At 69.8% G+C, this 21,247-nt stretch carries 22 protein-coding genes; 11 read left to right on the forward strand and 11 right to left on the reverse strand.

The features are described 5' to 3' along the window. Positions 1 to 8: 8 nt before the first annotated feature. The 4 genes from ACWEPL_RS20440 (at position 9) to ACWEPL_RS20455 (ending at position 3,667) form a co-directional block, all read left to right on the forward strand. The gene (locus ACWEPL_RS20440; RefSeq protein ID WP_397373110.1) at positions 9 to 1,097 is read left to right on the forward strand and encodes a mandelate racemase/muconate lactonizing enzyme family protein; all 1,089 of its coding nucleotides are present in this window, start codon (positions 9 to 11) and stop codon (positions 1,095 to 1,097) included. Between the two features lie 170 nt (positions 1,098 to 1,267). After that, positions 1,268 to 1,840 (forward strand): DUF6506 family protein, encoded by a 573-nt coding sequence (locus tag ACWEPL_RS20445; RefSeq protein ID WP_452437108.1) that lies wholly within the window; start codon positions 1,268 to 1,270, stop codon positions 1,838 to 1,840. Positions 1,841 to 2,195: 355 nt separating this feature from the next. Continuing rightward, positions 2,196 to 3,389: an Nramp family divalent metal transporter gene (locus ACWEPL_RS20450; protein ID WP_452437109.1), complete on the forward strand. Its 1,194-nt coding sequence runs from the start codon at positions 2,196 to 2,198 to the stop codon at positions 3,387 to 3,389. A 20-nt stretch (positions 3,390 to 3,409) separates the two neighbouring features. Continuing rightward, a complete protein-coding gene (locus ACWEPL_RS20455) occupies positions 3,410 to 3,667 on the forward strand; it encodes a hypothetical protein (protein ID WP_452437110.1) in 258 nt (85 codons plus the stop codon). A 13-nt stretch (positions 3,668 to 3,680) separates the two neighbouring features. On the opposite strand, the gene ACWEPL_RS20460 is transcribed toward ACWEPL_RS20455, so the two are convergent. The 6 genes from ACWEPL_RS20460 to ACWEPL_RS20485 form a co-directional block, all read right to left on the reverse strand. Continuing rightward, a complete protein-coding gene (locus ACWEPL_RS20460) occupies positions 3,681 to 4,724 on the reverse strand; it encodes a cupin domain-containing protein (RefSeq protein ID WP_363983744.1) in 1,044 nt (347 codons plus the stop codon). A gap of 136 nt (positions 4,725 to 4,860) precedes the next feature. After that, positions 4,861 to 5,133, reverse strand: a complete 273-nt coding sequence (locus tag ACWEPL_RS20465) for a hypothetical protein (RefSeq protein ID WP_452437111.1) — start codon at positions 5,131 to 5,133, stop codon at positions 4,861 to 4,863. A 170-nt stretch (positions 5,134 to 5,303) separates the two neighbouring features. Beyond that, the gene (locus ACWEPL_RS20470; protein ID WP_452437112.1) at positions 5,304 to 6,485 is read right to left on the reverse strand and encodes an MFS transporter; all 1,182 of its coding nucleotides are present in this window, start codon (positions 6,483 to 6,485) and stop codon (positions 5,304 to 5,306) included. After that, entirely contained in the window at positions 6,482 to 6,913 is a 432-nt protein-coding gene (locus tag ACWEPL_RS20475; protein WP_452437113.1) for a chromate resistance protein ChrB domain-containing protein, read from the reverse strand. Before ACWEPL_RS20475 ends, ACWEPL_RS20470 begins: the two co-directional genes overlap by 4 nt. Next, complete coding sequence (locus ACWEPL_RS20480; protein ID WP_350737102.1) at positions 6,910 to 7,386, reverse strand: Chromate resistance protein ChrB; 477 nt, start codon at positions 7,384 to 7,386, stop codon at positions 6,910 to 6,912. Before ACWEPL_RS20480 ends, ACWEPL_RS20475 begins: the two co-directional genes overlap by 4 nt. Before the next feature lie 229 nt (positions 7,387 to 7,615). Continuing rightward, entirely contained in the window at positions 7,616 to 8,140 is a 525-nt protein-coding gene (locus tag ACWEPL_RS20485; RefSeq protein WP_363983737.1) for a TetR/AcrR family transcriptional regulator, read from the reverse strand. A 90-nt stretch (positions 8,141 to 8,230) separates the two neighbouring features. On the opposite strand from ACWEPL_RS20485, the gene ACWEPL_RS20490 reads away from it, so the two are divergent. Further along, positions 8,231 to 9,136, forward strand: a complete 906-nt coding sequence (locus ACWEPL_RS20490) for a TIGR03564 family F420-dependent LLM class oxidoreductase (RefSeq protein WP_452437114.1) — start codon at positions 8,231 to 8,233, stop codon at positions 9,134 to 9,136. A gap of 83 nt (positions 9,137 to 9,219) precedes the next feature. Here ACWEPL_RS20490 and ACWEPL_RS20495 read toward each other — a convergent pair whose 3' ends face one another. Further along, positions 9,220 to 10,509, reverse strand: coding sequence for a dicarboxylate/amino acid:cation symporter (locus ACWEPL_RS20495; protein WP_363983733.1), 1,290 nt, complete (start codon positions 10,507 to 10,509; stop codon positions 9,220 to 9,222). A 343-nt stretch (positions 10,510 to 10,852) separates the two neighbouring features. On the opposite strand from ACWEPL_RS20495, the gene ACWEPL_RS20500 reads away from it, so the two are divergent. From ACWEPL_RS20500 to ACWEPL_RS20515, 4 genes are read left to right on the forward strand one after another with little or no spacing between them, the layout of a single operon-like run. Then, positions 10,853 to 11,632: an ABC transporter permease gene (locus ACWEPL_RS20500; RefSeq protein ID WP_452437115.1), complete on the forward strand. Its 780-nt coding sequence runs from the start codon at positions 10,853 to 10,855 to the stop codon at positions 11,630 to 11,632. A gap of 16 nt (positions 11,633 to 11,648) precedes the next feature. After that, positions 11,649 to 12,683 (forward strand): taurine ABC transporter substrate-binding protein, encoded by a 1,035-nt coding sequence (locus tag ACWEPL_RS20505; RefSeq protein WP_452437116.1) that lies wholly within the window; start codon positions 11,649 to 11,651, stop codon positions 12,681 to 12,683. Continuing rightward, entirely contained in the window at positions 12,667 to 13,494 is an 828-nt protein-coding gene (locus tag ACWEPL_RS20510; protein ID WP_452437117.1) for an ABC transporter ATP-binding protein, read from the forward strand. Before ACWEPL_RS20505 ends, ACWEPL_RS20510 begins: the two co-directional genes overlap by 17 nt. Then, complete coding sequence (locus ACWEPL_RS20515; protein WP_452437118.1) at positions 13,494 to 14,618, forward strand: LLM class flavin-dependent oxidoreductase; 1,125 nt, start codon at positions 13,494 to 13,496, stop codon at positions 14,616 to 14,618. The genes ACWEPL_RS20510 and ACWEPL_RS20515 overlap by 1 nt, the downstream gene beginning before the upstream one ends. Here ACWEPL_RS20515 and ACWEPL_RS20520 read toward each other — a convergent pair. Further along, positions 14,608 to 15,825 (reverse strand): phage baseplate protein, encoded by a 1,218-nt coding sequence (locus ACWEPL_RS20520; RefSeq protein WP_452437119.1) that lies wholly within the window; start codon positions 15,823 to 15,825, stop codon positions 14,608 to 14,610. The genes ACWEPL_RS20515 and ACWEPL_RS20520 overlap by 11 nt on opposite strands. 103 nt (positions 15,826 to 15,928) lie before the next feature. Next, entirely contained in the window at positions 15,929 to 16,339 is a 411-nt protein-coding gene (locus ACWEPL_RS20525) for a hypothetical protein (RefSeq protein ID WP_363983721.1), read from the reverse strand. On the opposite strand from ACWEPL_RS20525, the gene ACWEPL_RS20530 reads away from it, so the two are divergent. After that, entirely contained in the window at positions 16,338 to 17,129 is a 792-nt protein-coding gene (locus tag ACWEPL_RS20530) for a hypothetical protein (RefSeq protein ID WP_452437120.1), read from the forward strand. The genes ACWEPL_RS20525 and ACWEPL_RS20530 overlap by 2 nt on opposite strands. 114 nt (positions 17,130 to 17,243) lie before the next feature. On the opposite strand, the gene ACWEPL_RS20535 is transcribed toward ACWEPL_RS20530, so the two are convergent. Further along, entirely contained in the window at positions 17,244 to 17,645 is a 402-nt protein-coding gene (locus ACWEPL_RS20535; protein WP_363983717.1) for an ArsR/SmtB family transcription factor, read from the reverse strand. Positions 17,646 to 17,710: 65 nt separating this feature from the next. On the opposite strand from ACWEPL_RS20535, the gene ACWEPL_RS20540 reads away from it, so the two are divergent. After that, the gene (locus ACWEPL_RS20540) at positions 17,711 to 19,744 is read left to right on the forward strand and encodes a heavy metal translocating P-type ATPase (RefSeq protein ID WP_452437121.1); all 2,034 of its coding nucleotides are present in this window, start codon (positions 17,711 to 17,713) and stop codon (positions 19,742 to 19,744) included. A 102-nt stretch (positions 19,745 to 19,846) separates the two neighbouring features. Here the strand turns inward: ACWEPL_RS20540 and ACWEPL_RS20545 are convergent, their stop codons facing one another. Continuing rightward, positions 19,847 to 21,190 (reverse strand): sensor histidine kinase, encoded by a 1,344-nt coding sequence (locus tag ACWEPL_RS20545; RefSeq protein WP_363983715.1) that lies wholly within the window; start codon positions 21,188 to 21,190, stop codon positions 19,847 to 19,849. Positions 21,191 to 21,247 lie beyond the last annotated feature (57 nt).

Raw genomic sequence — 21,247 nt, forward strand, 5'->3', positions numbered from 1 at the left:
CATATGACATGACCCGAATCGAACGAATCGACGTCCAGTTGGTCGACCTGCAACCGGCGGCCGTCCGCGTCGACGCGATGCAGTCCTTCGTCAAGCAGGAGACGGTGCTGGTCACCGTGCACACCTCCGACGGGCTGTCCGGTACCGGGTACTCGTACACGATCGGGACCGGCGGGCGGGCCGTCATGTCGCTCATCACCGACCACCTGGTCCCGGCGCTTCTGGGCCGGGACGCCCGGCCGGTGGAGGCGCTGTGGCGGCACATGCTCGACCAGACCCGCGCGACCACCGTCGGGGCCATCACCTCGCTGGCGTTCGCCGCCGTCGACACCGCGCTCTGGGACCTTCGCGGCCGGCGTACCGGTGAGTCGCTGTGGCAGATGGCAGGCGGCGCGCACGAGCGGCTGCCCGTCTACGACACCGAGGGCGGATGGCTGCACCTGCCCGTCGAGGAACTGGTGGACGGCGCGAAGCGAGCGGCCACGGCCGGGCTGTGCGGGGTGAAGATCAAGGTGGGCAGGCCGTCGCTCGCCGAGGACGCCGAGCGGCTCGCGGCCGTCCGCGAGGCGGTGGGACCGGGCTTCGAGGTCATGGTCGACGCCAATCAGGCGTTCACCTCCGCGGAGGCGATCCGACGCGCCCGGACCTACGAGCCGCTCGGCATCGCCTGGTTCGAGGAGCCGCTGCCGGCCGACGACCTGCACGGGCACCGAAGACTGGCCGCCTCCACCTCGGTGCCGGTGGCGGTCGGCGAATCCCTCTACTCCGTCCAGCGGTTCGGCGACTACCTGGCCGCGGGCGCGGTCGGCATCGTGCAGGTCGACGTGGCCCGCATCGGCGGGATCACCCCATGGCTGAAGGTCGCCCACGCCGCCGAGGCGTTCAACGTCGCGGTGAGCCCGCACTTCCTCATGGAACTGCACGTCAGCCTGGCCGCCGCCGTGCCGAACGGGATGTACGTCGAGCACATCCCGCAGTTGCAGGCGATCACCCGCAGCTCTCTGGTGATCGAGGAGGGCCATGTGACACCGCCCGACATGCCCGGCATCGGGATCGACTGGAATCCCGATGCCCTCGACGACCACCGCGTCGCCTGAGCGGGACGAGGGGGCCGATGACACGGGTGGCGACGGACCGGGGCAGCGGGACCGCCCACCCGCTGCCCCGGTCGCCCCGCACAGCGCCGCCAGCACCCAGCGCCGAGACCGGTTCAGGGTGGGTCCGCCGAGTTGACCTCAAGTTTGGTTGAGGTAGCAGACTCGTGGACATGAGCGAAGACAGAGTGATCATTTATGAGGAGACCGGCGCCGACCCGTGGACCGACGTCATGACGATCCAGAACGAGGGCGGGCGCACGCGGGTGCGGGCCGTCGGCGAGCCGGGGCAGATGACCGAGCTCGTGTCCCGGCTGGTCGGCGAAGGGGCGACCCAGGTCGAGCTCTGCGGCGGGTTCGGCGCGGTCTGGCACGCCGCGGCCGGCCGGGCGGCCGGTGGGAAGGTCCCCGTGGGGGCCATCTACTACGGGTTCGAGTCGCTGACCGGCGTGGCCTCGTACAAGACCCGTTTCGAGGCCGGGGAGACGCTGTCCGAGGCGTTCATCATCGTGCACGAAGGAGCCGATCCAGCGGTCGACGTGGTGGTGCACGAGAAGGCCGACGGCAGCAGGACGACCTTTGTGGCGGTGCCCGACGAGACCGTCGCCGGCGAGGTGGCCGGGAAGATGGCCGGCGACCTGCAGCTGATCGAGCTGTACGGCGGGTCCGGGCCCGAGGGTGCCGAGCCGATCATCCGCGCCGTGGACGGCCAGGTGCCGGTCGGCGTCAGCGCGTACCGGCGTTAGAGGAGGGTGCCTGGCACCGCCGAGTACGGGGCCGGCGGGTGTTCCGGTTGAGGCCCCCGTGCCACATACCCAGATCGCCTCGATTTGCAGGGAAACCTGAAGATAGAGCTCTTCGAATGGATTGATGGCAATTTAGCACTCCCACGATATCGATCCGATCCCTTTCGTGAAATGATCGCGTTTCACGACCCTCTTTGTGCGGGTATCCCTGACTCGGCATGCCAATTCTGGCGACACGGAAAAATGCCGAATACATCATCGTTAGGGAAGCTCGGTGATTGCTCGCCTCAAGCCGACGAATTCGAGTAGGTGGTCCGGCAGACTCCGCACCGCCACCGCCGCTACGAGGCCGGAAATGCTGGGGCCGGCCTTCGTCGCGGCGATCGCGTACGTCGACCCCGGGAATGTGGCCACCAACCTCACCGCGGGCGCGACGCTGGGCTACACCCTGGTATGGGTCGTCGTGGCGGCCAGCCTCGTCGCGATCCTCGTGCAGTTCCAGGCGGCGAAACTCGGCATGGCGACCGGGAAGAACCTGCCGCAGTTGTGCCGGCAGCGGTTCACCCGGGCGGGCAGCCTCATGCTGTGGTTGCAGGTCGAGGTCGTCGTGCTCGCGACCGACCTCGCGGAGTTCGTCGGCGCGGCGATCGGGATGCAGCTCCTGTTCGGCATGCCGGTGGGGGTGTCGGCGGTGGCGACGGCGGCGGTGTCGCTCGCGCTGCTCGAACTGCGTCGAAAGGACCGCACCCGCCCGTTCGAACTCATGAGCGCCGCGGCTCTCCTGTTCGTCGGCGCAGGCATCGGGTACGACATCATCGTCACGGGAAACCAGTCCGCGAGCGGACTCGCCACCGGGCTGATCCCGAGCCTCGGAGGTGAGGGAGCGCTGCTCCTGGCCATGGGCATCGTCGGCGCCACGGTCATGCCCCACGCGGTCTACCTGCACTCGGCGCTGGTGCAGGGACGCGGCATGACGACCGCTGCCGCCCGCTCGCAGCCGGACCTCGTCCGCCGGATCCTGCGCCTGGACTGCTCACTGGCCCTGGGCGTCGCCACGGTCATCAATGTGTCGATGATCGCCCTCGGCGCCGGGCTCGGCGCCGAGACCGGCGGCGCGTGGGCCGGCGACCTGCCGGCCGCCCATGCGGAACTGAGCGCCCGGATAGGCGGAGCCGCCGCCCTCGCCTTCGCCATCGCGCTCCTGTCGTCCGGGATCTCCTCCTCCGGGATCGGAACGCTCGCAGGCGACATCGTGATGCAGGGCTTCCTGGGCCGGCGGGTGCCCGTGCCCGTGCGCCGGATCGTGACCATGACGCCGGCCGTCCTCGCGCTGTTCTCCGGCGCGCCGCTGACCGACCTGCTGATTCTCAGCCAGGTGGTCATCTCCCTCGGCGTGCCCGTGGTGCTGTTCCTGCTCGTCCGTTTCTGCCGCGATCGGTCGCTGATGGGTCCGCTCGTCAATGCCCCGCACACGACCTGGATCGCAGGCACCGCCGCGGCGATCGTCGCTCTTCTCGGCTGTTCGCTGCCGGTTCTCCTGCTGTTCTGACCTGTGAACGGGGTCTTTCGATGCACGACCACACCGGGCCCGACGAGGACCGCACCCCGCCCGAGACAGTGATTCCGATTTCCCTGGCCAGAATTCGGGTCAAGTTCTTCGTCTTCGCCGGACTGGCCGTCGGCTGTGCGATTTTCGGTGCGACCGTATGGCTCACCCTCACGCTGCTGCTCACGTGTGCCGCGATTCTGCTCGCCGTGGCGATCATAGGAGGGAAGGAGCTGGTCCGTTCCCTTTTCCTCATGCCGCCGAAACGAGACTGGCGATGAGAGCCGCCGGCCGTCATTGCCGAACAGGATCGCTGGGGTTGGCCCGGGCGACGATGAGCGGGTCTATCGGCGTGAAGGGGAATTGAGGAAGCTCACGCTCGGGAATGCCGAAACTCGCGGCGAGGACTTCGCGGGAGAACGCCGACGCGGTGGCCCGATAGCCGATGTCGCCGGGCATGGGCTGATCGAAGAAGATGAGGAAGTGGATGTCCTCGTCGCCGATGACCTCGATATGGTGCGGGAAGGCTCGCGGCACGAAGTACAGGTCGCCGGGGCCGAGCAGATACTCGTCGAGGGTGTTGTCGGGGTCCAGGACGCGCATGCGCGCGTGACCTTTCTCGACGTATCCCATCTCGGCGGTGACCGGATGCCAGTGCGGTTCGCGCATCCCGCTCTCCCTGATGCGCAGGGAGTACATGGAGATGTCCTCCAGGGCGGCCCAATACTGCTTACGGGCCAGGCGGGCGTCACCGTAGGCGTAGGACAGCGGCGCGTGCTGGCCCTCGGCGTCGAACAGGTGAGCATTGGGCAGCCCGGCCGTGGACGGGACGTCGGCGGCACCGGTACGGCGGACGATCTGCTGGGCCGGAGACCGCTCGAAGGCGCTGAACGCCGATGAGGGCAGGTCATAGGTGTTGCCGAGCACCGCGTCGGTCATCGCGTTGAAGCTGTCGTGCAGCGAGAAATGCTGCGGGCGCTCGTTGCGCAGTGCCAGGAGGAACTCGGCGCGCTCGGCACCGATGTTCTCGATGTGGTACACGGCGCCGGACTCGACGTGATACATCTGACCGGCGCTGACGATGAACGAGGAGAAGGCGTCGGCGTTGCCGAGGATCGACACCAGGACCGTGCCGGAAAGGCAGTAGCCGAGCTGGTTGGCGTTGACATTCCACTGGGGCTCGCGGATCGCGCCGGGTTCGAGGACGACGCGCTTGAGCGAGAGCCGGTTGAGGATCGGCAGCACGGTGGCGTCGACCATGGTGACCGAGCCGAGCTCGTTCTCGAATGCGGGTGACACGGTCGCCAAGGAGGTGATGTGCGGCGATGCGTTCGTCATGGCTTTCCCTTCGTTGCCGCAACCCGCACGCTCAAGGTCGAAATGCGTGCCACCGCGAAAATGTCGCCCCGGGTCGCGTGGCGCGTCCACGCCGGTGGTCTATGAGTTGGCCTTCGCCCGCTCCCGTTTTCCAAGGTTAAGCATGATGTGTCCGCTGCAGCGGATTGTGGTGCAGCGTGTCGCCCGTTCGACCACGTTGTGCAACTGGCCGAAAGGCATGGCTCTGCGATTCACGCCGGCAGCACAGCGCCGGCGCGGCAAAAGCGGCCACCGCGACGACGGGCGGCACCGCAGGGGCGATTCCGGAGAACAGCACGGTCACCACCGTGGTGTCCTGCCACAGGATGTAGGCGGCCGACAGGACCAGCAGCGCCGGCATGCCGGGCAGCACGAAGAGGGTGCCCGCCACCAGCCCTCCTCGGGTGGTAGATGGCCAGTTGCCGGGCCTCCGGTCCAGGCAGCAGCATGCGGTAGTTCAAGGCGTGGTTGAAGAGCGCTGCCGGCCGATCCAGCGCTTCTCCTCGACGAGTGTGCGCTGCATGACGCCTCCCGAAACGGGATCAGGTCGTGGTGACCTCATCAAGGAGAAGGCTGATCGGCGGGCAGGCGGACGGATCGGAAGATCCGCCATAAGGTCAGGTCGTAGCCGGTCTTGGCGACTCCGGCGATCAGGAAGGGCAACGCCAACCCGAGCGGGAACAGCAGGCCGGCAAGTGCCGGGCCGACGGGCCGGGTGAGGTAGCGGGCGGTGTTGGTGACACCCGCCGCCGCGGTCCGCTCCTCCGCCGGGACGAGCGCCATCACGTACGCCTGCCGGGTGGGCACGTCCATCTGCGACAGGCAGGCACGAGCCAGCAGCAGTGCGATAGCGACAGGCAGGACAGGCGCGAACGGGACCGCTGCCAGCAGCAGGTTGGCCGGCAGGTGCGTGAACACCATCGTGCGCAGCAATCCGATGCGCCCCGCCACCACCGGCGCGGCCAGCAGGGACGCGGTCTGCAACACACCGAGCGCGGCGAAGGTGATCCCGATCGTCTGCGTGGTGGCGCCGTAGCTGACGCTGAGCCAGTACCCGAGATACGCCTGCACCACGAACCCACCGGCCAGGCTGTCCACCGCGAACAGCGCGGCCAGCCGGGCCACTGGCCCACGGGAACGAGCGAGCAACCGCGGACGCGGCAGACCGGGCAGCGTCACCGGCGCCTCGACGCTCGCGGGCAGCCGCGCCGCCAGCACCGCGCCGACGGCCCCTGCCATGATCAGCACACCGCCGAGCAGCCGCCGGTCCGCCGGAAGCGCGCCGAGGAGCGCACCCAGCGTCCCGGCGACCGCCGCGACCGCGTTGTAGAGCCCGAACCCGCGGACGACCTCGCGTTGCGGGCGCCCCGTGCTGGCCAGCATGACCTGCTCCAGCGTGGTGAACGGCCCGGATTCGATCACCTCGACCGACAGTGCGCCCGTCATGGCCACCACGGCCAGCAGCGATATGGGCGCCCCGACCGCGATGACGATCCCGCAACAGGCCAGCGCGCCGTACAGAGCCGCGTACGCCCGGCGGCGGCCGACACGATCACCCCAGCGTGCCAGGACGAGGCTGGAGGCGAACGTGCCGACCAGGATCGCCGCCAGCATCAGCCCGACCTCGGCCGGCGACAACCCGTCGGCTCGCAGGATCACACCGAGCTGGACCGCGGCGACGCCGTACCCCAGGCCGCGTAGCGCCTGGGCGGCAAGCAGGATGCCGACGACATTCCGGATCATGCCGGCTCGCGTTCCAGCAGCATCGAGCGCCGGTAGAACTCGTACAGCCCCTCGAAGAGCGGGCCCGTGAGCTCGAGAACCCGCCGATCGTCGCAGGTCATCGACAGCCCGCGGAGGATCACGTCCAGACCGGCGGCCTCGGGCACGTCATAGCGCTCATCGTCGACATCGGCCTCATGCACGATCTCGGCCAGCTTCCACAGCACCGGATCGTCGAGGTCGTACCGGCGCAGGATCGTCTCGAAGCTGCAGTCGCCGCCTTGGTGCGACAACTCCACGCCGCGCATGTCGAACGGCGTGGCATCGGCGGGGACCTCGGCCGGATCATCGACGAACACGAACTCCGCCTCCGCATCGAGACGGCGGCGGATCAGCCAGGCACACGCCGCCCGGTCGATGTGCACCCCGGCACGCGTGGCCCACCTCATCCGGCGCTCTCCATCTCTCGGGCCAGAGCGCGCACGGCCCGCTGCGCGGTCTCGCGCTCGGCGGGCGGGAAGTAGTCGCGGCGGCCGATCCTGCGCAGCTCGGCCTGCAACCGCTTGACCGCCCGGCTGCGCTCTCCGGGCCGCGCGTGCGCGGCGGCCTCGGCGTGTGCGATCACCTCGCGATATTCGGCCGTCCGCGCCCGGCGCATGTCCACGGCGATGGCCTTCTCCTGCGCCGCGTTGCCCGGCGCGGCCAGCCAGATGGTCGAGCTGCCGCCCAGCTCGCCGATCTCCTCGGCGAGCCACTCCAGGTGCTCGCGCGTACGGGCGTCGGCGGGCAGCGCCACCAGCCCGTCACCCAGCCGCGCCACGCCGAGCCGGTCCAGCTTGCGCCAGATCGTGATCCGCAACGTCGAGGGCTGGCGCGGGATGCGGTACGCCAGCAGCACCCACTGCCCCACCGTCTCCGCCATCCGGCCTCCCTTGCTGCAACCACAGTTACTGTAACCATGGTTGCGCTCATGAGTCCAGGCATGGTCGTCAGAGATACGAACCCTGACCGCTACTGTCCGGCAGCCGAAAGCGGCGCCGAGCGAACCGGGGAGACTCGCACGATGCTTACAGCCGCCGCGAGCCGGTCCATGACGCCACGCCGCGCTCGAATCCCCTACAGGAAAATGGACGCGCAGGGTGAAGGCCTTCTCAGGCCCGGAGGCCGTCGAGCATGACCGTGGTGAGCGGGTCGTCGAAGTGGGCGCCGGGGCGGCAGACCATGACGTTCAGCAGGGCGACGACTTGTGCGGGAGCGAGGTCGCGACGCATCGAGCCCTCCTTCTGCGCCTGCCCGGCTATCTCCGCCAGCAGTACGTCGATCTCGCCCACGAGTCCCGCCCGGGAGGCGGGCACCGGCGGTGAGCCGGCTAGCGACGTGATCAGTGCCAGCGGTTGTCCCGTGCAGTAGCGCACCACCTGGAGCAGCACCTCCCAGTGCGTGCCTGCCCGTGCGTCGAGCTGGGCTCGGATGTACGCCCGCAGGCCCTCCAGCGTGCTCGCCGCCAGGTCGTCGACCAGGGCGCGGCGGTCGGGGAAATGGCGGTACAGGGTGCCGACGCCCAGGCCGGCCGCCTGGGCGATCTCCTCCATCGAGACGCCGGGCCCCCGCTCGGCGAACAAGTCGAGCGCCGTCGTCACGATGCGTTCGCGGTTGCGCCGCGCGTCGGCCCGCATGATGCCCACCTCTAATGTGAATCCCGGATTCCGGTTACCGTACCGTACTGGACCGGAACCGGAATTTCCGATTCATGTTAGGAGTGCGGCATGAGAATGGGCGTCTACCTCCATAGCGGTGGCGCGGATCTGGACACCCTCCTGGAGAAGGTGAGTGCGGCCAGGCGCTCCGGCTTCGACAGCGCTTTCTTCAGCCAGTTGACGTCATGGGACTCGATCAGCGTGGCCGCGCTGGCCGGACGGCAGGCGCCGGGCATCGAGGTGGGCACGGCCGTGGTTCAGACCTACCCCCGGCACCCGCTGGCGCTGGCCGGACAGGCGCTCACGGCACGGGCGATCAGCAGGAACGCCTTTACTCTCGGCCTCGGCCCGAGCCACCGGGAGATCATCGAAGGCTCGTACGGGCTGTCGTACGAGCGCCCGGCCAGGCATGTACGCGAGTACCTCACCGCGCTGATGCCACTGCTGCGCGGCGAGGCGGTCGACTACCGAGGTGAGACGCTGTCGGTCACCGGCCAGATCGACGCGCCCGGCAGCGGAGCCCCGCCCGTGCTGCTGGCGGCGCTCGGCCCTGAGATGCTGCGGATCGCCGGAGAGCTGGCGGACGGGACGGTCACCGTCTGGACGGGTGCCCGGGCCATCGGCGACCACATCGTGCCCCGTATCTCCGAGGCCGCGCGAGCGGCGGGCCGCCCCGTACCACGCGTGGTCGCCGGCGCCATGGTGGCGATCACCCATGACCCCGACCGCGTGCGGCGTGACGTCCACGCGCGCCTGGGCTTCGCCGGCGACTTCGCCGGCTATCGAGCCATGCTGGAACGCCAGGGTCTGTCGGGTGTGCACGAAACGGTCATCGCCGGGGACGAGCGCACCGTTGAGAAAGAGGTCGCCAGGTTCGCGGCTGCCGGCGTAACGGATTTCCTGGTCAGCCCGGTCGGCGACGCGCAGGAGCAGGCGCGCACCCTCGCCTCCTTCAGCCGCGACGCACCCACGTAAGGCCTCGGGTTGGTGTGCTGGACCACGGCCAGGCGGGGCGGCCCTTGCGCGGGCCGCTCCGCCTGGTCATCCGAGCGAGGAGGTCATGCGATCGCCGGTTCGCCGGAGGGGCGCGGCGCGCTCACCGGAGACTCGTCGAGCGGCTGTGGCGGAGCGTTGAGCACCGCCTCGTCGATCCGGCCCTCGCCGCGGGCGACGAGGACCGGCACCACGATCTGTCCCGCGACGTTGGTCGCGGTGCGGATCATGTCCAGGATCGGGTCGATGGCGAGCAGCAGGCCGACGCCCTCGAGCGGCAGGCCCAGCGTGCTCAGGGTCAGCGTGAGCATGACGATCGCGCCGGTCAGACCGGCCGTCGCGGCCGAGCCGACCACGGAGACGAACGCGATGAGCAGGTATTCGCCGACCCCCAGCGGGATGTCGAACACCTGCGCCACGAAGATCGCCGCCAGCGCCGGGTAGATCGAGGCGCAGCCGTCCATCTTGGTGGTCGCACCGAACGGCACGGCGAAGGAGGCGTAGTCGCGGTCGACTCCCAGACGCTCGATCGTGACCTTCTGCGTCAGCGGCAGCGTGCCGACCGAGGAGCGGGAGACGAAGGCCAGCTCGATCGCGGGCCACGCGTTGCGGAAGAACGTGATCGGGTTGACCTTGCCGACCAGCGAGAGCAGCGCCGGGTAGACGGCCAGCAGGACGATGAAGCAGCCGACGTAGACGCCGAGGCTGAACTTGGCCAGCGGCGCGAGCAGATCCCACCCGTACGTGGCGACCGACTTGCCGATCAGGCCGGCGGTCCCGATGGGGGCCAGGCGGATGACCCACCACAGCGCCTTCTGGACCAGTTCGAGGATCGAGCGGCTGAAGTTGAGGAACGGCTCGGCCTTCTCGCCGATCGCGATGGCCGCCGCGCCGAGGACGATCCCCAGGAAGACGATCTGGAGGACGTTGAGCTCGGTGAATGCCGTGACGATGTTCGTCGGGATGATGCCGGTGAGGAAGTCGACCCAGGATCCGACGTGCTCGGGCGCCTTGGCGCCCGCCGTGCTCAGGGTGACGCCCTGGCCGGGATTGATGATCAGGCCGAGACCGATGCCGACGATGACGGCGATCAGCGCGGTGGCCAGGAACCAGAACAGCGTCTTGCCCGCCAGCCTGGCCGCGCCGTTGACGTTGCGGAGGTTGGCGACGCTGACCACAACGGCGGTGAACACCAGCGGCGGCACTGCCAGTTTGAGCAGCTGGACGAAGATTGCTCCGACTTCGGTGAGGGTCGTGGCCAGCCAGGCAAGGTCCCAGATGCGGGCGGCGAAGCCGAGAGCGACTCCCAGGACCAGGCCCAGCAGCAACTGCAGGGAGAAAGAGAATCTCTTCACGATGAGGAAGGCTCCGAAAGAAGGCGTGCGAGAAGGGGGGGTGGGATCGAGCGCTACGTCAGAGCGCGATCAGTGACAGGGGGAGCCGGTCAGACAAGCCACGCAGACAGGACGATAGACCTCACTAGGCGAGTAAGTCGTACGAATGGGTCAGTATTTCGACTGTAAGAGTGATCTACTTCGCAAATCAAGACTTTCCCGGTAGGGAGTTAAGAGTCGGACGTCGGCCGAGCCGCGGCGAGCTCGCCGCGCACCCGCCGACAGCAGGTTGCGCGGCCCAGGTGGAATCATCTACCGTAATTCCCACTAAACCAGTCGCTTTTGGGGAATAGGGGAAGAGCCGGTGATCCGTGGTGTCGGGCTCCGGGTGGCGGGTGTGGTCCTGCTGGCCGCGATCTGGTGGGCGGTCTCGGCCGCCCACCTGTGGCCCGAGGTGTTCGTCCCCTCCCCCGGCTCCGTGTGGGAGCAGCTGTTCCTGACCTCCTCCGTGCACGACGGGCAGCGCGGCTACAGCGGCTACCTGCTCTCGGAGCACCTGCTGGCCAGCCTGCGCCGCATCGCCCTGGGCAGCCTTTACGGCATCGCCGGCGGGATCGCGCTCGGCCTGGTCGTCGGGCTCGTGCCGACCGTGCGGGCCCTGTTCAACCCTCTGATCACGTTCGTGCGGACGCTGCCGCCGCTGGCCTATTTCAGCCTCCTGATCATCTGGCTGGGCATCGACGAGCCGCCCAAGGTCACGCTGCTGTTCGTGGCCGCGCTGCCACCCGTGGCGGTGGCCACCGCGGACGCGGTACGCGGCGTGCACGAGGACTATCTGCACGCGGCCCGGTCGCTGGGGGCGAGGCGCTGGCAGCTCCCGTACCGGATCGTGCTCCCCTCGGCCCTGCCCGAAGTGATCACCGGCATCCGGGTGGCCGTCGGGGTCGCCTACACCACGGTCGTGGCCGCCGAGACGGTCAACGGGGTGCCGGGCATCGGCGGGATGATCCGCGACGCGCAGCGCTACAACCAGACCGACGTGGTCGTGCTCGGGCTGCTCGTCATCGGCGCCTCCGGCCTGCTCATCGACGCTCTCCTGCAACTCACTGAGCGCCTGCTCGTGCCCTGGCGCGGCAAGGCATGACAAGAAGGCATCAGCCATGAAACACCGCCTCGTCCCCGCGCTCGCGCTCGCCCTGTGCCTGGCCGCGTGCTCCAGCGGCACCGGCGCCACGACGAGCGCCGCGCCCAACGCCGACGGCAGCCCCAAGGAACTGCGCATCGGCTACCAGCTCATTCCGAACGGCGACCTGATCGTCAAGGACCAGCGATGGCTGGAGACCTCGCTGCCGAACACGAAGATCAGCTGGATCAAGTTCGACTCCGGCGGCGACGTGAACACCGCGATGGTCGCCGGCAGCATCGACATCGGCCTGGCCGGCAGCAGCCCGGTCACCCGCGGCCTGTCCGCGCCGCTGAACATCCCATACCAGGTGCCGTGGATCTTCGACGTCATCGGCGAGAACGAGGCGCTCGTGGCCCGCCAGGCCGCCTCGGTCGCCGAGCTCAAGGGCAAGAAGATCGCCACCCCGTTCTCCTCTACCTCCCACTACAGCCTGCTGGCCGCCCTGCAGGAGGCCGGGCTTGCCGAGTCCGACGTCACCGTCGTCGACCTGGAGCCGCCGGACATCCAGGCCGCCTGGACGCGCGGCGACATCGACGCCGCCTACGTCTGGACGCCGGTGCTCGGCGAGCTGCGCAAGTCCGGCAAGGTGCTGGTCACCAGCAAGGAGCTGGCCGCCAAGGGCAAGCTCACCGCCGACCTGGCCGTGGTCCGCACCCAGTTCGCCACGACGTACCCGGCGGCCCTGCGGACCTGGCTGCGGCAGCAGGACCGGGCGGTCAAGCTGGTACGCGCGGACAAGGCGTCAGCCGCCGCGGCCGTCGGCCGCCAGCTCAACCTCGACCCGGCCGCGGCCGCCGAACAGATCGACGAACTCATCCTGCTCGACGGCAAGGAGCAGGCCGGCCCCGACTACCTGGGCACGCCCGAGAAGCCCGGCGCGCTCGCCGAGAACCTGCGCAGCGCCGCCGAGTTCCTCAAGTCGCAGAACAAGCTCCCCGCCGTACCCGAACTGACCGTTTTCCAGAAGGGGCTGGCCACCGAGGAGCTACGCGATGCGTTCGCAGGATGAGACGCTCACCGCGGCGCGCACCGCGGCCGCGGTGCGGCTGAGCGAGGTCTCGCTGACATACGGCCCACGCTCCCGCTGGTCCAGGTCCGAGCCTGTCGAGGCGCTGCGCGGCATCGGCGCCGACATCGGTGCGGGCGAGTTCGTGACCATCGTCGGGCCGTCGGGCTGTGGCAAGAGCACGCTGCTGCGGCTGGTCGCCGGGTTCGCGTTCCCGACCGGCGGGCAGATCGCCGTGGCAGGCGAACCGGTGACGGCACCGGGGCCGGACCGGGGTGTGGTGTTCCAGCAGCCGCGCCTGTTCCCGTGGCTGAACGTCCGCCGCAACGTGGAGTTCGGGCTGCGGATGGCCGGGGTCTCGGCGCCGGTCAGGCGGTCCCGGGCCGCCGAACTGCTCGACCTCGTGGGGCTGGACGACGTGGCCGGGCGGCGGCCGTACGAGCTGTCGGGTGGCATGCAGCAGCGCGCCGCCATCGCCCGCGCGCTCGCCCCCGACCCCGCGATCCTGCTCATGGACGAGCCGTTCGCCGCGCTGGACGCGCTCACCCGGGAGCGCCTGCAGGAGGAGATCCGGCGCATCTGGCAGGCCACGGGCAAGACCGTGCTGTTCGTCACGCACAGCGTCGACGAGGCCGTCTACCTCGGCACCCGCCTGCTGGTGATGAGCCGCCGGCCCGGCCGCATCGTGCTCGATCAGCCCTCCGACCTCCCGCACGCGCTCGACCCGCACACCCACCCGGAGTTCCCCGCCGTACGCGAGACCGTGGCGGCAGCCGTACGGCGGGCCGCCTCCTCCGATCCCGAGGTGACCTGATGCGCTTCCACTGGTTCCTGCCGACGACCGGCGACGGCCACGACGTCCGCTCGGCCATCACCACGACCGACGCGTTCCGTCCCTCGGCCCGCCCCGCCACCGTCGCCTACCTGACCCAGGTCGCCAGGGCCGCGGAGCAGGCCGGGTTCGAGGCCGCGCTCACCCCGGTCGGTGCGGGCTGCCCCGACCCGTGGATCGTGTGCGCGGCGCTGGCCCAGCACACCGAGCGCCTGAAGATGCTGGTCGCCTTCCGCACCGGCTACGCGCTGCCCACCCTGCTCGCCCAGCAGGCCCAGGCCTTCCAGGAGGTCTCCGGCGGGCGGTTGCTGCTCAACGTCGTGACCGGCGGCGACCCGGTGGAGCAGCGCGCGTACGGGGACTTCCTCGACCACGACGCCCGCTACGCCAGGACCGCCGAGTTCCTGCAGGTGCTGCGCCGTTCCTGGGAAGGCGTGCCCTTCGACCACCACGGCGAGCACTACCGCGTCGAGGGCGGTGGGCTGGCCGAGCCCCTCGACCCGGCACCCGAGCTGTACTTCGGCGGCGCGTCCCCGGCGGCTGAGCAGGTCGCGGCCCGGCATGCCGACGTGGTGCTGATGTGGGGCGAGCCACCACACGCGATCGCCGAGCGCATCGCCCGCCTGCGCTCGCTGTCCTCTTCAGCCGGGCGGGAGCTCCGGTACGGCCTCCGCGTGCACGTCATCGCCCGCGACACCGGCGCCGCCGCCTGGGCCGAGGCCGACCGGCTGCTGACGGGCATGGATCCGGCCCGCATCGCCGCCGCCCAGCACCGCTTCGCCCGCTACGACTCCGTCGGCCAGCGCCGCATGGTGGATCTGCACACCGGCGACACCCGCGACCTGGAGATCCACCCGGGGCTGTGGGCGGGGATCGGGCTGGTGCGCGAAGGGGCGGGAACCGCGCTGGTCGGCTCGTACGACGAGGTCGCCGCCCTGCTCCGGGAATACGCCGCCGCCGGGGTGGACGAGTTCGTGCTGTCGGGCTGGCCGCATCTGGAGGAGGCGTACCGGGTCGGCGAGCACGTACTCCCCCGCCTGGCGCGCGTAGCGACGCTTGGCTTCTCCACGGACGTGCGCCGGCTCCCTGGGCGACTTACCCGGTGAGCTGGCTCTTGTAGAAGACGGTCGCCTGGAACTGGTCAGGACTGCCACTGATCTTGCTGGAGAAGCCGAACGCGAGGCGCGGGCCGTCCGACGAGCGCCAGATCGCCATTCCCTGAGGTTCGCGACCGGGCAGCGACTCGCCCGCTCTCGTCCGGTACACCTCCTCAACCGAACCCCCGGTCTTGTTCATGTCGAGACGGACCAGGTAGGACGGCTTGGCCGGGTCCGAGGGCTGCGCGGGCGGACCGCCGTAGGAGAGGTACGCGTACTGGCCGTACGAGGTCACGCCCTGGAAGAGGTCGGAGCCGGAGAGACCGAGTTGGGCGTTGGTCGGCAGAGCGCGCATGGCAAGGACGGGAGTGGTGTCGCCGATGCCCTTGTCGAGGACGGCGGCGAGGTCGAACAGCGCCAAGCGCCACGGGCTCGTCGTCCCCATGTACCGGACGAGCAGCCGGTTGGTGCAGGGATCGATCGACGGTCTCGGACAGTCCAGGAAATCGGAGAGGCGGACCGGGAAGTTCCGGACCCCCGCGCCGTTGGCGTAGTCGAGCACGCCCCCGTCGCTGTACTTGATGCGGCAGATCGTGTGACTGTTCGGTGCCGTATCGGGGGACAAACTCCTCCAGTCGCCCGCGAGCCACACATACGGAGACCCGGACGTGTCCGGCTGGATCGCCATCGACGAACCGTGGTCGAACCCGTGGAGCGCCATGGCGCCCAGCACCTTGCCGCTCAGGTCGGTCCTGGCCATCCAGAGGTCGCCGTTCGTGCTCCCGACCTTGCTCTGCGCGAAGTAGATGTGCCCGTGGACGTGGTCGAAGGCGAAGGACTGCATCGGCCAGTAAGGCTGGTGAAGCGTGGCCCGCACAACGGGATCGCCGCCGGCCCCCTCGAACACGAAACGCTGCGATGTCGGGACGGTCGCGGACGCCGCTTCGGCCGCGAACAAGGAAAGGCCGCCGCCGGCGGCGGCGGCTGCTATCCCTGTACCGGTTCGGAGGAGCGTGCGACGACTTATGGCCGATGCTCCGCCGATGTGGGCATTTTCGCGCAAGTGCATCACCCTGCCGGTCGTTCGGCTGATTTGGTTGATCACGACGAACCTAGCAATCGGACCGATGGGTGTCGATAACAGGAACTGCGGCCGAAATATGGGCACTTCACGCGCCAGCAGCCGATCAGCACCCGCCGGGATCGGGCTTTGCATCGGACGATCAGGTGCGTCGTCCCGAGCTCGCGCACCCAGGCGAGGCACGATCCCGACTCGGTGAACTGCGACAGCGACTCCTGCTCAAGACAGTCTGGCCGGCTCAGTTGCTCAGCAGTGAAAGGCCCTGCCACCAGGCGTACAGCGGCTGTGGCGTCCAGGCCTCGGCGGTCATGGCCACGGACCGACCTGTGTACGTCCAGGACATGGCGTAGTACGGCCCGTTGAGGGTGCAGAGCAGCTTGCCCCTGACCCAGGTGCCTTTGTACTCGGCCCCGGTGGCACAGTTGCCTCCCCGGCCGTCGTGCAGGGCCCACCAGTACGACTCCACCCACGTCTCGGCGTCGGCGTCGCTGCGGAACAGCACGATCATCGGATCGTGAACCGGACCCGACCGGACGGCCGTGCAGTCGAGCGCGGCCACCGCACCGGCCGGAGGACGAGCGGCAGGCCGGCAGTTCCGCAAGTCCGCCGAGCCGAGCATCTTCTCCAGCCGGCACTCGCCCGTCGTCATGACGCACGCCGACCCCGTCGGCTCGGTCGACGGGTCCTCTTCGGCCGTCGGCTTCGGCGTCCTGGAACGAGAGCGGGAAGACGGGGCCGCCGATTCGGTCACCGTCACCGTCGGTGTCGGTGACGCCGACGTGATTCCTGATCCAGGTTCTCCACCCGCCCGAAGCGCGGCAAGAGCGACGATCAACCCGCCAATGCCCGCCAGAGCGCTCACCATCTCCCAGTGGATGCGGTCGCGCCAGGATTTCCGGCCGTTCTGGGCCGTTCGTGAAGGGCCCTTCGATCCGGGAGCCGAGGAGCCCATCGAAGTCACGTCCGACCTCCTGCTCATGAAAGACCCCCGGCGTGAACAGGAGAAACAGTCCCTGGTGGCCGACTTCTCCACACCGCGGCATCGGCCACTTCCGCCAACCTGCCGAGGTTCCTTCGCCGGGGACGGGGGGTTCCAGGTGTTCCTCAATGTTCTCCCGGACGCGAGCGCGTCGTCCGGGAAAACGTGGAGAAGCCGCCACTGCAGTATCCGTTCTATCGATCCCCGACTCGAACCCTTCACCAGTGGCCCGTGGACGGGCGAGATCAGGACCTTCGCCGTGCAGCGCCCCGACCCATCGCGTCGGCCCAAGGGCACCTACCGCCACTCGGTTGCTCATGTCGCCGTGGGCGTGCGCCAGGGCACCACCATGGTCTACCTCCGCCGGCAGGAACCGGTCGAGACCGACCCGGGCGCCCCCGTGCGCACCGGCCAAGCCGCCATCATGCACACACTCGACCGTCTGCCCGTCGGCGGTTGAAATTTCGATCCTGCCGCTTGCACCGCGCTGACCTGTTGTGATCTAAAGCGTCTCCGGACTCATGATCGATGCCGCTGGAGCGTCCACAACGCCTACCCGCGACGGCTGGACGGGTCAGCGTGCGTGCGCTGCCGCTCGTTCGCCCGGCGGCGCGTCCAGCCGAGCCTCGGCCTGACCGGCCCCTTCAGCCTGGCCGGCTCGGTCGAGGTGGTCGGCGTGGAACAGTCCTTCGGCCAGCAGGCGCCGGACGTGCTCGTCGGCGGCGCTGTAGTACACGAACGTTCCCTCGCGGCGGCCCTTGACGAGTCCGGCCAGCCGGAGTTTGGCCAGGTGCTGGCTGACCGCGGTGGGAGCGGCGTCGGCGAGCTCGGCCAGGCAGGCGACGTTGGACTCGCCCTGCAGCAGCGCCCAAAGGATCTTGATGCGGGTGGGATCGGACAACAGGCGGAACGACTCGGCGGCCAGATGCACCTGTTCCTCGTTCGGCATGTCGAAGTCGGGCAGCGAGGTGTGCATACGGCAAGCCTACCCCGAACCTCACTGCATGCGTATCTGCGTGACTGCGCATATACGATGCTTCGGTGACCACTGATCTGACCACGTTCGAAGCCGCCGCACGCCCGGCGCCCGCATCCAGACCACTGCGCTGGTGGCGCTCGGGGGCGGGCTCACTGCCGGAGGTGCGCTGGGCCCTGGCGGCCACCGCGCTGTTCGCCGCGGGCGGCCTGGCCCAGCTCGCCGGCGCGCCCGCCTGGCTGTGGTGGGCGCTGTATCTGACCTGCTACGCCGCCGGCGGCTGGGAACCGGGCCTGGCCGGGCTGAAGGCCCTGCGCGAGAAGACCCTGGACGTCGATCTGCTCATGGTCGTCGCCGCGATCGGCGCCGCGGCGATCGGTCAGGTCTTCGACGGCGCGCTGCTGATCGTCATCTTCGCCACCTCCGGCGCGCTGGAGGCGGTGGCCACCAAACGCACCGAGGACTCGGTGCGCGGCCTGCTGGACCTGGCCCCCGACCAGGCCACCCGCATCGACTCCGACGGTGACGAGGAGGTCGTGGCGGCCGCCGACCTGCGGGTGGGCGACGTCATCGTGGTACGGCCGGGCGAGCGCATCGGCGCCGACGGGCGCGTCGTGGCCGGGGTCAGCGACGTCGACCAGGCCTCCATCACCGGCGAGAGCCTCCCGGCCGACAAGCAGAGCGGCGATGAGGTGTTCGCCGGGACGATGAACGGCACCGGCGCGCTGCGCGTCCAGGTCACCCGGCCCGCCGGCGAGACGGTGATCGCCCGGATCGTGGCCATGGTCGAGCAGGCCAGCGCCACGAAGGCCCGCACCCAGCTGTTCATCGAGAAGGTCGAGCAGCGCTACTCGATCGTCATGGTCGCCGCCACCCTCGCTCTGTTCACGCTGCCCCTGCTGTGGGGCACCTCGGTGCAGGACAGCCTGCTGCGGGCGATGACGTTCATGATCGTGGCCTCGCCGTGCGCGGTGGTGCTGGCCACCATGCCGCCGCTGCTGGCCGCGATCGCCACCGCCGGCCGCAACGGCGTGCTGGTCAAGTCCGCGGTGGTGATGGAACACCTGGCCGACGTCGACCTGGTCGCCTTCGACAAGACCGGGACCCTGACCGAGGGCCGGCCGTACCTGACCTGCCTGCGTGTCCTGACCGGCACGGCGGCCACCGCGAGAAGTGGATCAGAGGGCGGGGCCGGGGTGCAGGCCGATCGGCTGCTCGCGCTGGCGGCGGCGGCCGAGCAGGGCTCGGAACATCCGCTCGGCCGCGCCATCGTCGCCGCCGCCCGCCACCAGCGCCTGCCGCTGCCCGCGGCGGCTGACTTCGCCGCCCTGCCCGGGCGCGGCGTCCGCGCCCGCGTCGATGGACGCCTGGTCGAGATCGGCAGCCCCGCTCGCCTGCTGGACCAGACCGCGGGCGGCGCCATGTCCGGCGATGCCGAGCAGGCCCGCCAGGTCGTGGCCGAGGTCGAGGAGGACGGGCACAGCGCCGTGCTGCTGCTCCTGGACGGCCGTCCCATCGCGGTGCTCGGTCTGGCCGACCGCATGCGTGCCGGCGCAGCACGGGCGGTGGCGCAGCTGACCGGCCTGACCGGGACGGCCCCCGTCCTGCTGACCGGTGACAACCCCCGTGCTGCGGCCCGCGTGGCCGACCAGGCCGGCATCACCGACGTACGGGCCGGACTGCTGCCGCAGGACAAGGTCGAGGCCGTCCACGAACTGCGGCGGCAAGGCGCCCGGCCGGCCTTGGTCGGCGACGGCGTCAACGACGCCCCCGCTCTGGCCGGCGCGCACGCCGGCATCGCGATGGGTGGCTCCGGGGCCGCCCTCACCCTGCAGGCCGCCGACGCCGTCATCACCCGCGACGACCTGTCCACCGTCCCGGCGGTCCTCGCCCTGGCCCGCCGCGCCCGCCGCCTGGTGGTCGCCAACCTTGTCATCGCCGGCACGTTCATCGCCGTGCTGGTGGCCTGGGATCTGTTCGGTGAGCTGCCGCTGCCGCTGGGGGTGGCCGGGCACGAGGGCTCCACCGTCATCGTCGGCCTCAACGGCCTGCGCCTGCTGCGCGATGCGGCGTGGAGGCGTGTGCCGCTCGAACATTGAGTCACGGGCCCTGAGCCCCGCAGCCAATGCCGCCCGGTCGGCCCAGCCCGGATTCCGCGCGGGCCGTCCACGACTTCTGGACCACCCTCCACCCGGCCACGCCTAGCCGAGCGGAAGGCGGAGGATGAACCGTGTGCCGTGGGGGCTGTCCTCGATCCGAAGGGTGCCGGCGTGCGCCTCGGCGATCTGCCGGGCGATCGGCAGGCCCAGCCCGGTGCCGCCGGCGTACCTGTCACGGGCGGTGTCCAGCCGGGTGAAGCGCTGGAAGACCAGCTCGCGCTTCTCCGGATCGATGCCCGGACCGTTGTCGATCACTTCCAGCATCGCGATGCCGTTCGGGAAGCGCTGGATGTCGCGCTTGGGGCAGAACGAGCGCCTTACGTGGAAGGCGACGGTGGTGGCGGCGTGCCGCTCGGCGTTGTCGATCAGGTTGGTGAGCAGGCGCGACAGCTGAACCCGGTCGCCGGTCACCACCACACCGCGCTCGAGCGAGAACTCGAACCGCTTGTCCTGCTTCGGGCGCCTCTCGCACTCCGAGGTCACGAATTCGGCCAGGTCGATCGGCTCGCGTTCCACCTCCTTGCCCGCCTCCAGCCGCGCGATGGTCAGCAGGTCGCCCACGATCGCCTCGAGCCGGTCCACGCTCCTCAGAACGGTGTTGCCCAGCGTGGGCACGCTGGTCTCCTCGGGCGCGTGCAGGGCGTCCTCGACCTCGGCCCGTATCGCGGCGATGGGGGTACGCAGCTCGTGGGAGGCGTCCGAGGTGAAATGCCGCTGCAGTTTCATGGCGGCCTCCAGCCGCGCCAGAGTCCGGTTGACGCTGTCGGCCAGCTCGTGGATCTCGTCCTGGCTCCGCGGAAGAGGCACCCGCCGGTCGGGACGGGTCTCGGTGATCTTGTCGAGCTCCATCCGGATGGCGTTCACCGGTCTGAGCGATTCGGTGACGATCCGATGGCCGATCGTGGTGATGGCCACGGCCATCGCCACGGCGGCGCCGATCACCGTCGCGGCCAGCCACGGATCGACGTACAGAGGGACCGTGGGAGAGGAACTGTAGACGACCCAGTCGTCTCCCGGCCGGTACGCCGACTGCGCGACCACGACGTTGCACTCGCCGGAACGGAAGACCCCGCCGCAGACGACGCCGCTGGAGACGTTCTTGCGGTCGGGGGTGATGCCGGCCATGACCGGCTTGCCCTGCAGTTGCGGCGTCGCCGCAACGACCTTCCCCGTGCCGTCGACGATCTGCAGGTTGCGGCCCTTGTACTCGACCAGCGGCGTGACCACCTCGTTGTGCTCCACCTCATGGGCCACACGACCACCAGCGGCGGCGAGCTCCCCCATGAGGTCTCCCATGGCGACCCGATGGATCGCGATCATGACCATCGTGGCGAGGAGCGCGGACAGCAGGGCCGCCACCGCCCCCGCGAACACCGTGATACGCACCGTAATCGTCCAACGTCGCGGAGTCTTCATGCGCCATCCCTCCGCCCCAGTTGAACA

Source organism: Nonomuraea sp. NPDC004186 (assembly GCF_053603495.1).

What these genes read in the sequence shown, in the direction of transcription:
- ACWEPL_RS20485 (WP_363983737.1), bottom strand. Translation starts at nt 8,140, where the DNA reads ATGCGGGCCGACGCGCGGCGCAACCGCGAACGCATCGTGACGACGGCG.
- ACWEPL_RS20510 (WP_452437117.1), top strand. Translation starts at nt 12,667, where the DNA reads ATGCGTTCGCAGGATGAGACGCTCACCGCGGCGCGCACCGCGGCCGCG.
- ACWEPL_RS20440 (WP_397373110.1), top strand. Translation starts at nt 9, where the DNA reads ATGACCCGAATCGAACGAATCGACGTCCAGTTGGTCGACCTGCAACCG.
- ACWEPL_RS20475 (WP_452437113.1), bottom strand. Translation starts at nt 6,913, where the DNA reads ATGAGGTGGGCCACGCGTGCCGGGGTGCACATCGACCGGGCGGCGTGT.
- ACWEPL_RS20445 (WP_452437108.1), top strand. Translation starts at nt 1,268, where the DNA reads ATGAGCGAAGACAGAGTGATCATTTATGAGGAGACCGGCGCCGACCCG.
- ACWEPL_RS20530 (WP_452437120.1), top strand. Translation starts at nt 16,338, where the DNA reads ATGACGCACGCCGACCCCGTCGGCTCGGTCGACGGGTCCTCTTCGGCC.
- ACWEPL_RS20505 (WP_452437116.1), top strand. Translation starts at nt 11,649, where the DNA reads ATGAAACACCGCCTCGTCCCCGCGCTCGCGCTCGCCCTGTGCCTGGCC.
- ACWEPL_RS20450 (WP_452437109.1), top strand. Translation starts at nt 2,196, where the DNA reads ATGCTGGGGCCGGCCTTCGTCGCGGCGATCGCGTACGTCGACCCCGGG.
- ACWEPL_RS20515 (WP_452437118.1), top strand. Translation starts at nt 13,494, where the DNA reads ATGCGCTTCCACTGGTTCCTGCCGACGACCGGCGACGGCCACGACGTC.
- ACWEPL_RS20480 (WP_350737102.1), bottom strand. Translation starts at nt 7,386, where the DNA reads ATGGCGGAGACGGTGGGGCAGTGGGTGCTGCTGGCGTACCGCATCCCG.
- ACWEPL_RS20455 (WP_452437110.1), top strand. Translation starts at nt 3,410, where the DNA reads ATGCACGACCACACCGGGCCCGACGAGGACCGCACCCCGCCCGAGACA.
- ACWEPL_RS20490 (WP_452437114.1), top strand. Translation starts at nt 8,231, where the DNA reads ATGAGAATGGGCGTCTACCTCCATAGCGGTGGCGCGGATCTGGACACC.
- ACWEPL_RS20535 (WP_363983717.1), bottom strand. Translation starts at nt 17,645, where the DNA reads ATGCACACCTCGCTGCCCGACTTCGACATGCCGAACGAGGAACAGGTG.
- ACWEPL_RS20525 (WP_363983721.1), bottom strand. Translation starts at nt 16,339, where the DNA reads ATGACGACGGGCGAGTGCCGGCTGGAGAAGATGCTCGGCTCGGCGGAC.
- ACWEPL_RS20460 (WP_363983744.1), bottom strand. Translation starts at nt 4,724, where the DNA reads ATGACGAACGCATCGCCGCACATCACCTCCTTGGCGACCGTGTCACCC.
- ACWEPL_RS20470 (WP_452437112.1), bottom strand. Translation starts at nt 6,485, where the DNA reads ATGATCCGGAATGTCGTCGGCATCCTGCTTGCCGCCCAGGCGCTACGC.
- ACWEPL_RS20520 (WP_452437119.1), bottom strand. Translation starts at nt 15,825, where the DNA reads ATGCAAAGCCCGATCCCGGCGGGTGCTGATCGGCTGCTGGCGCGTGAA.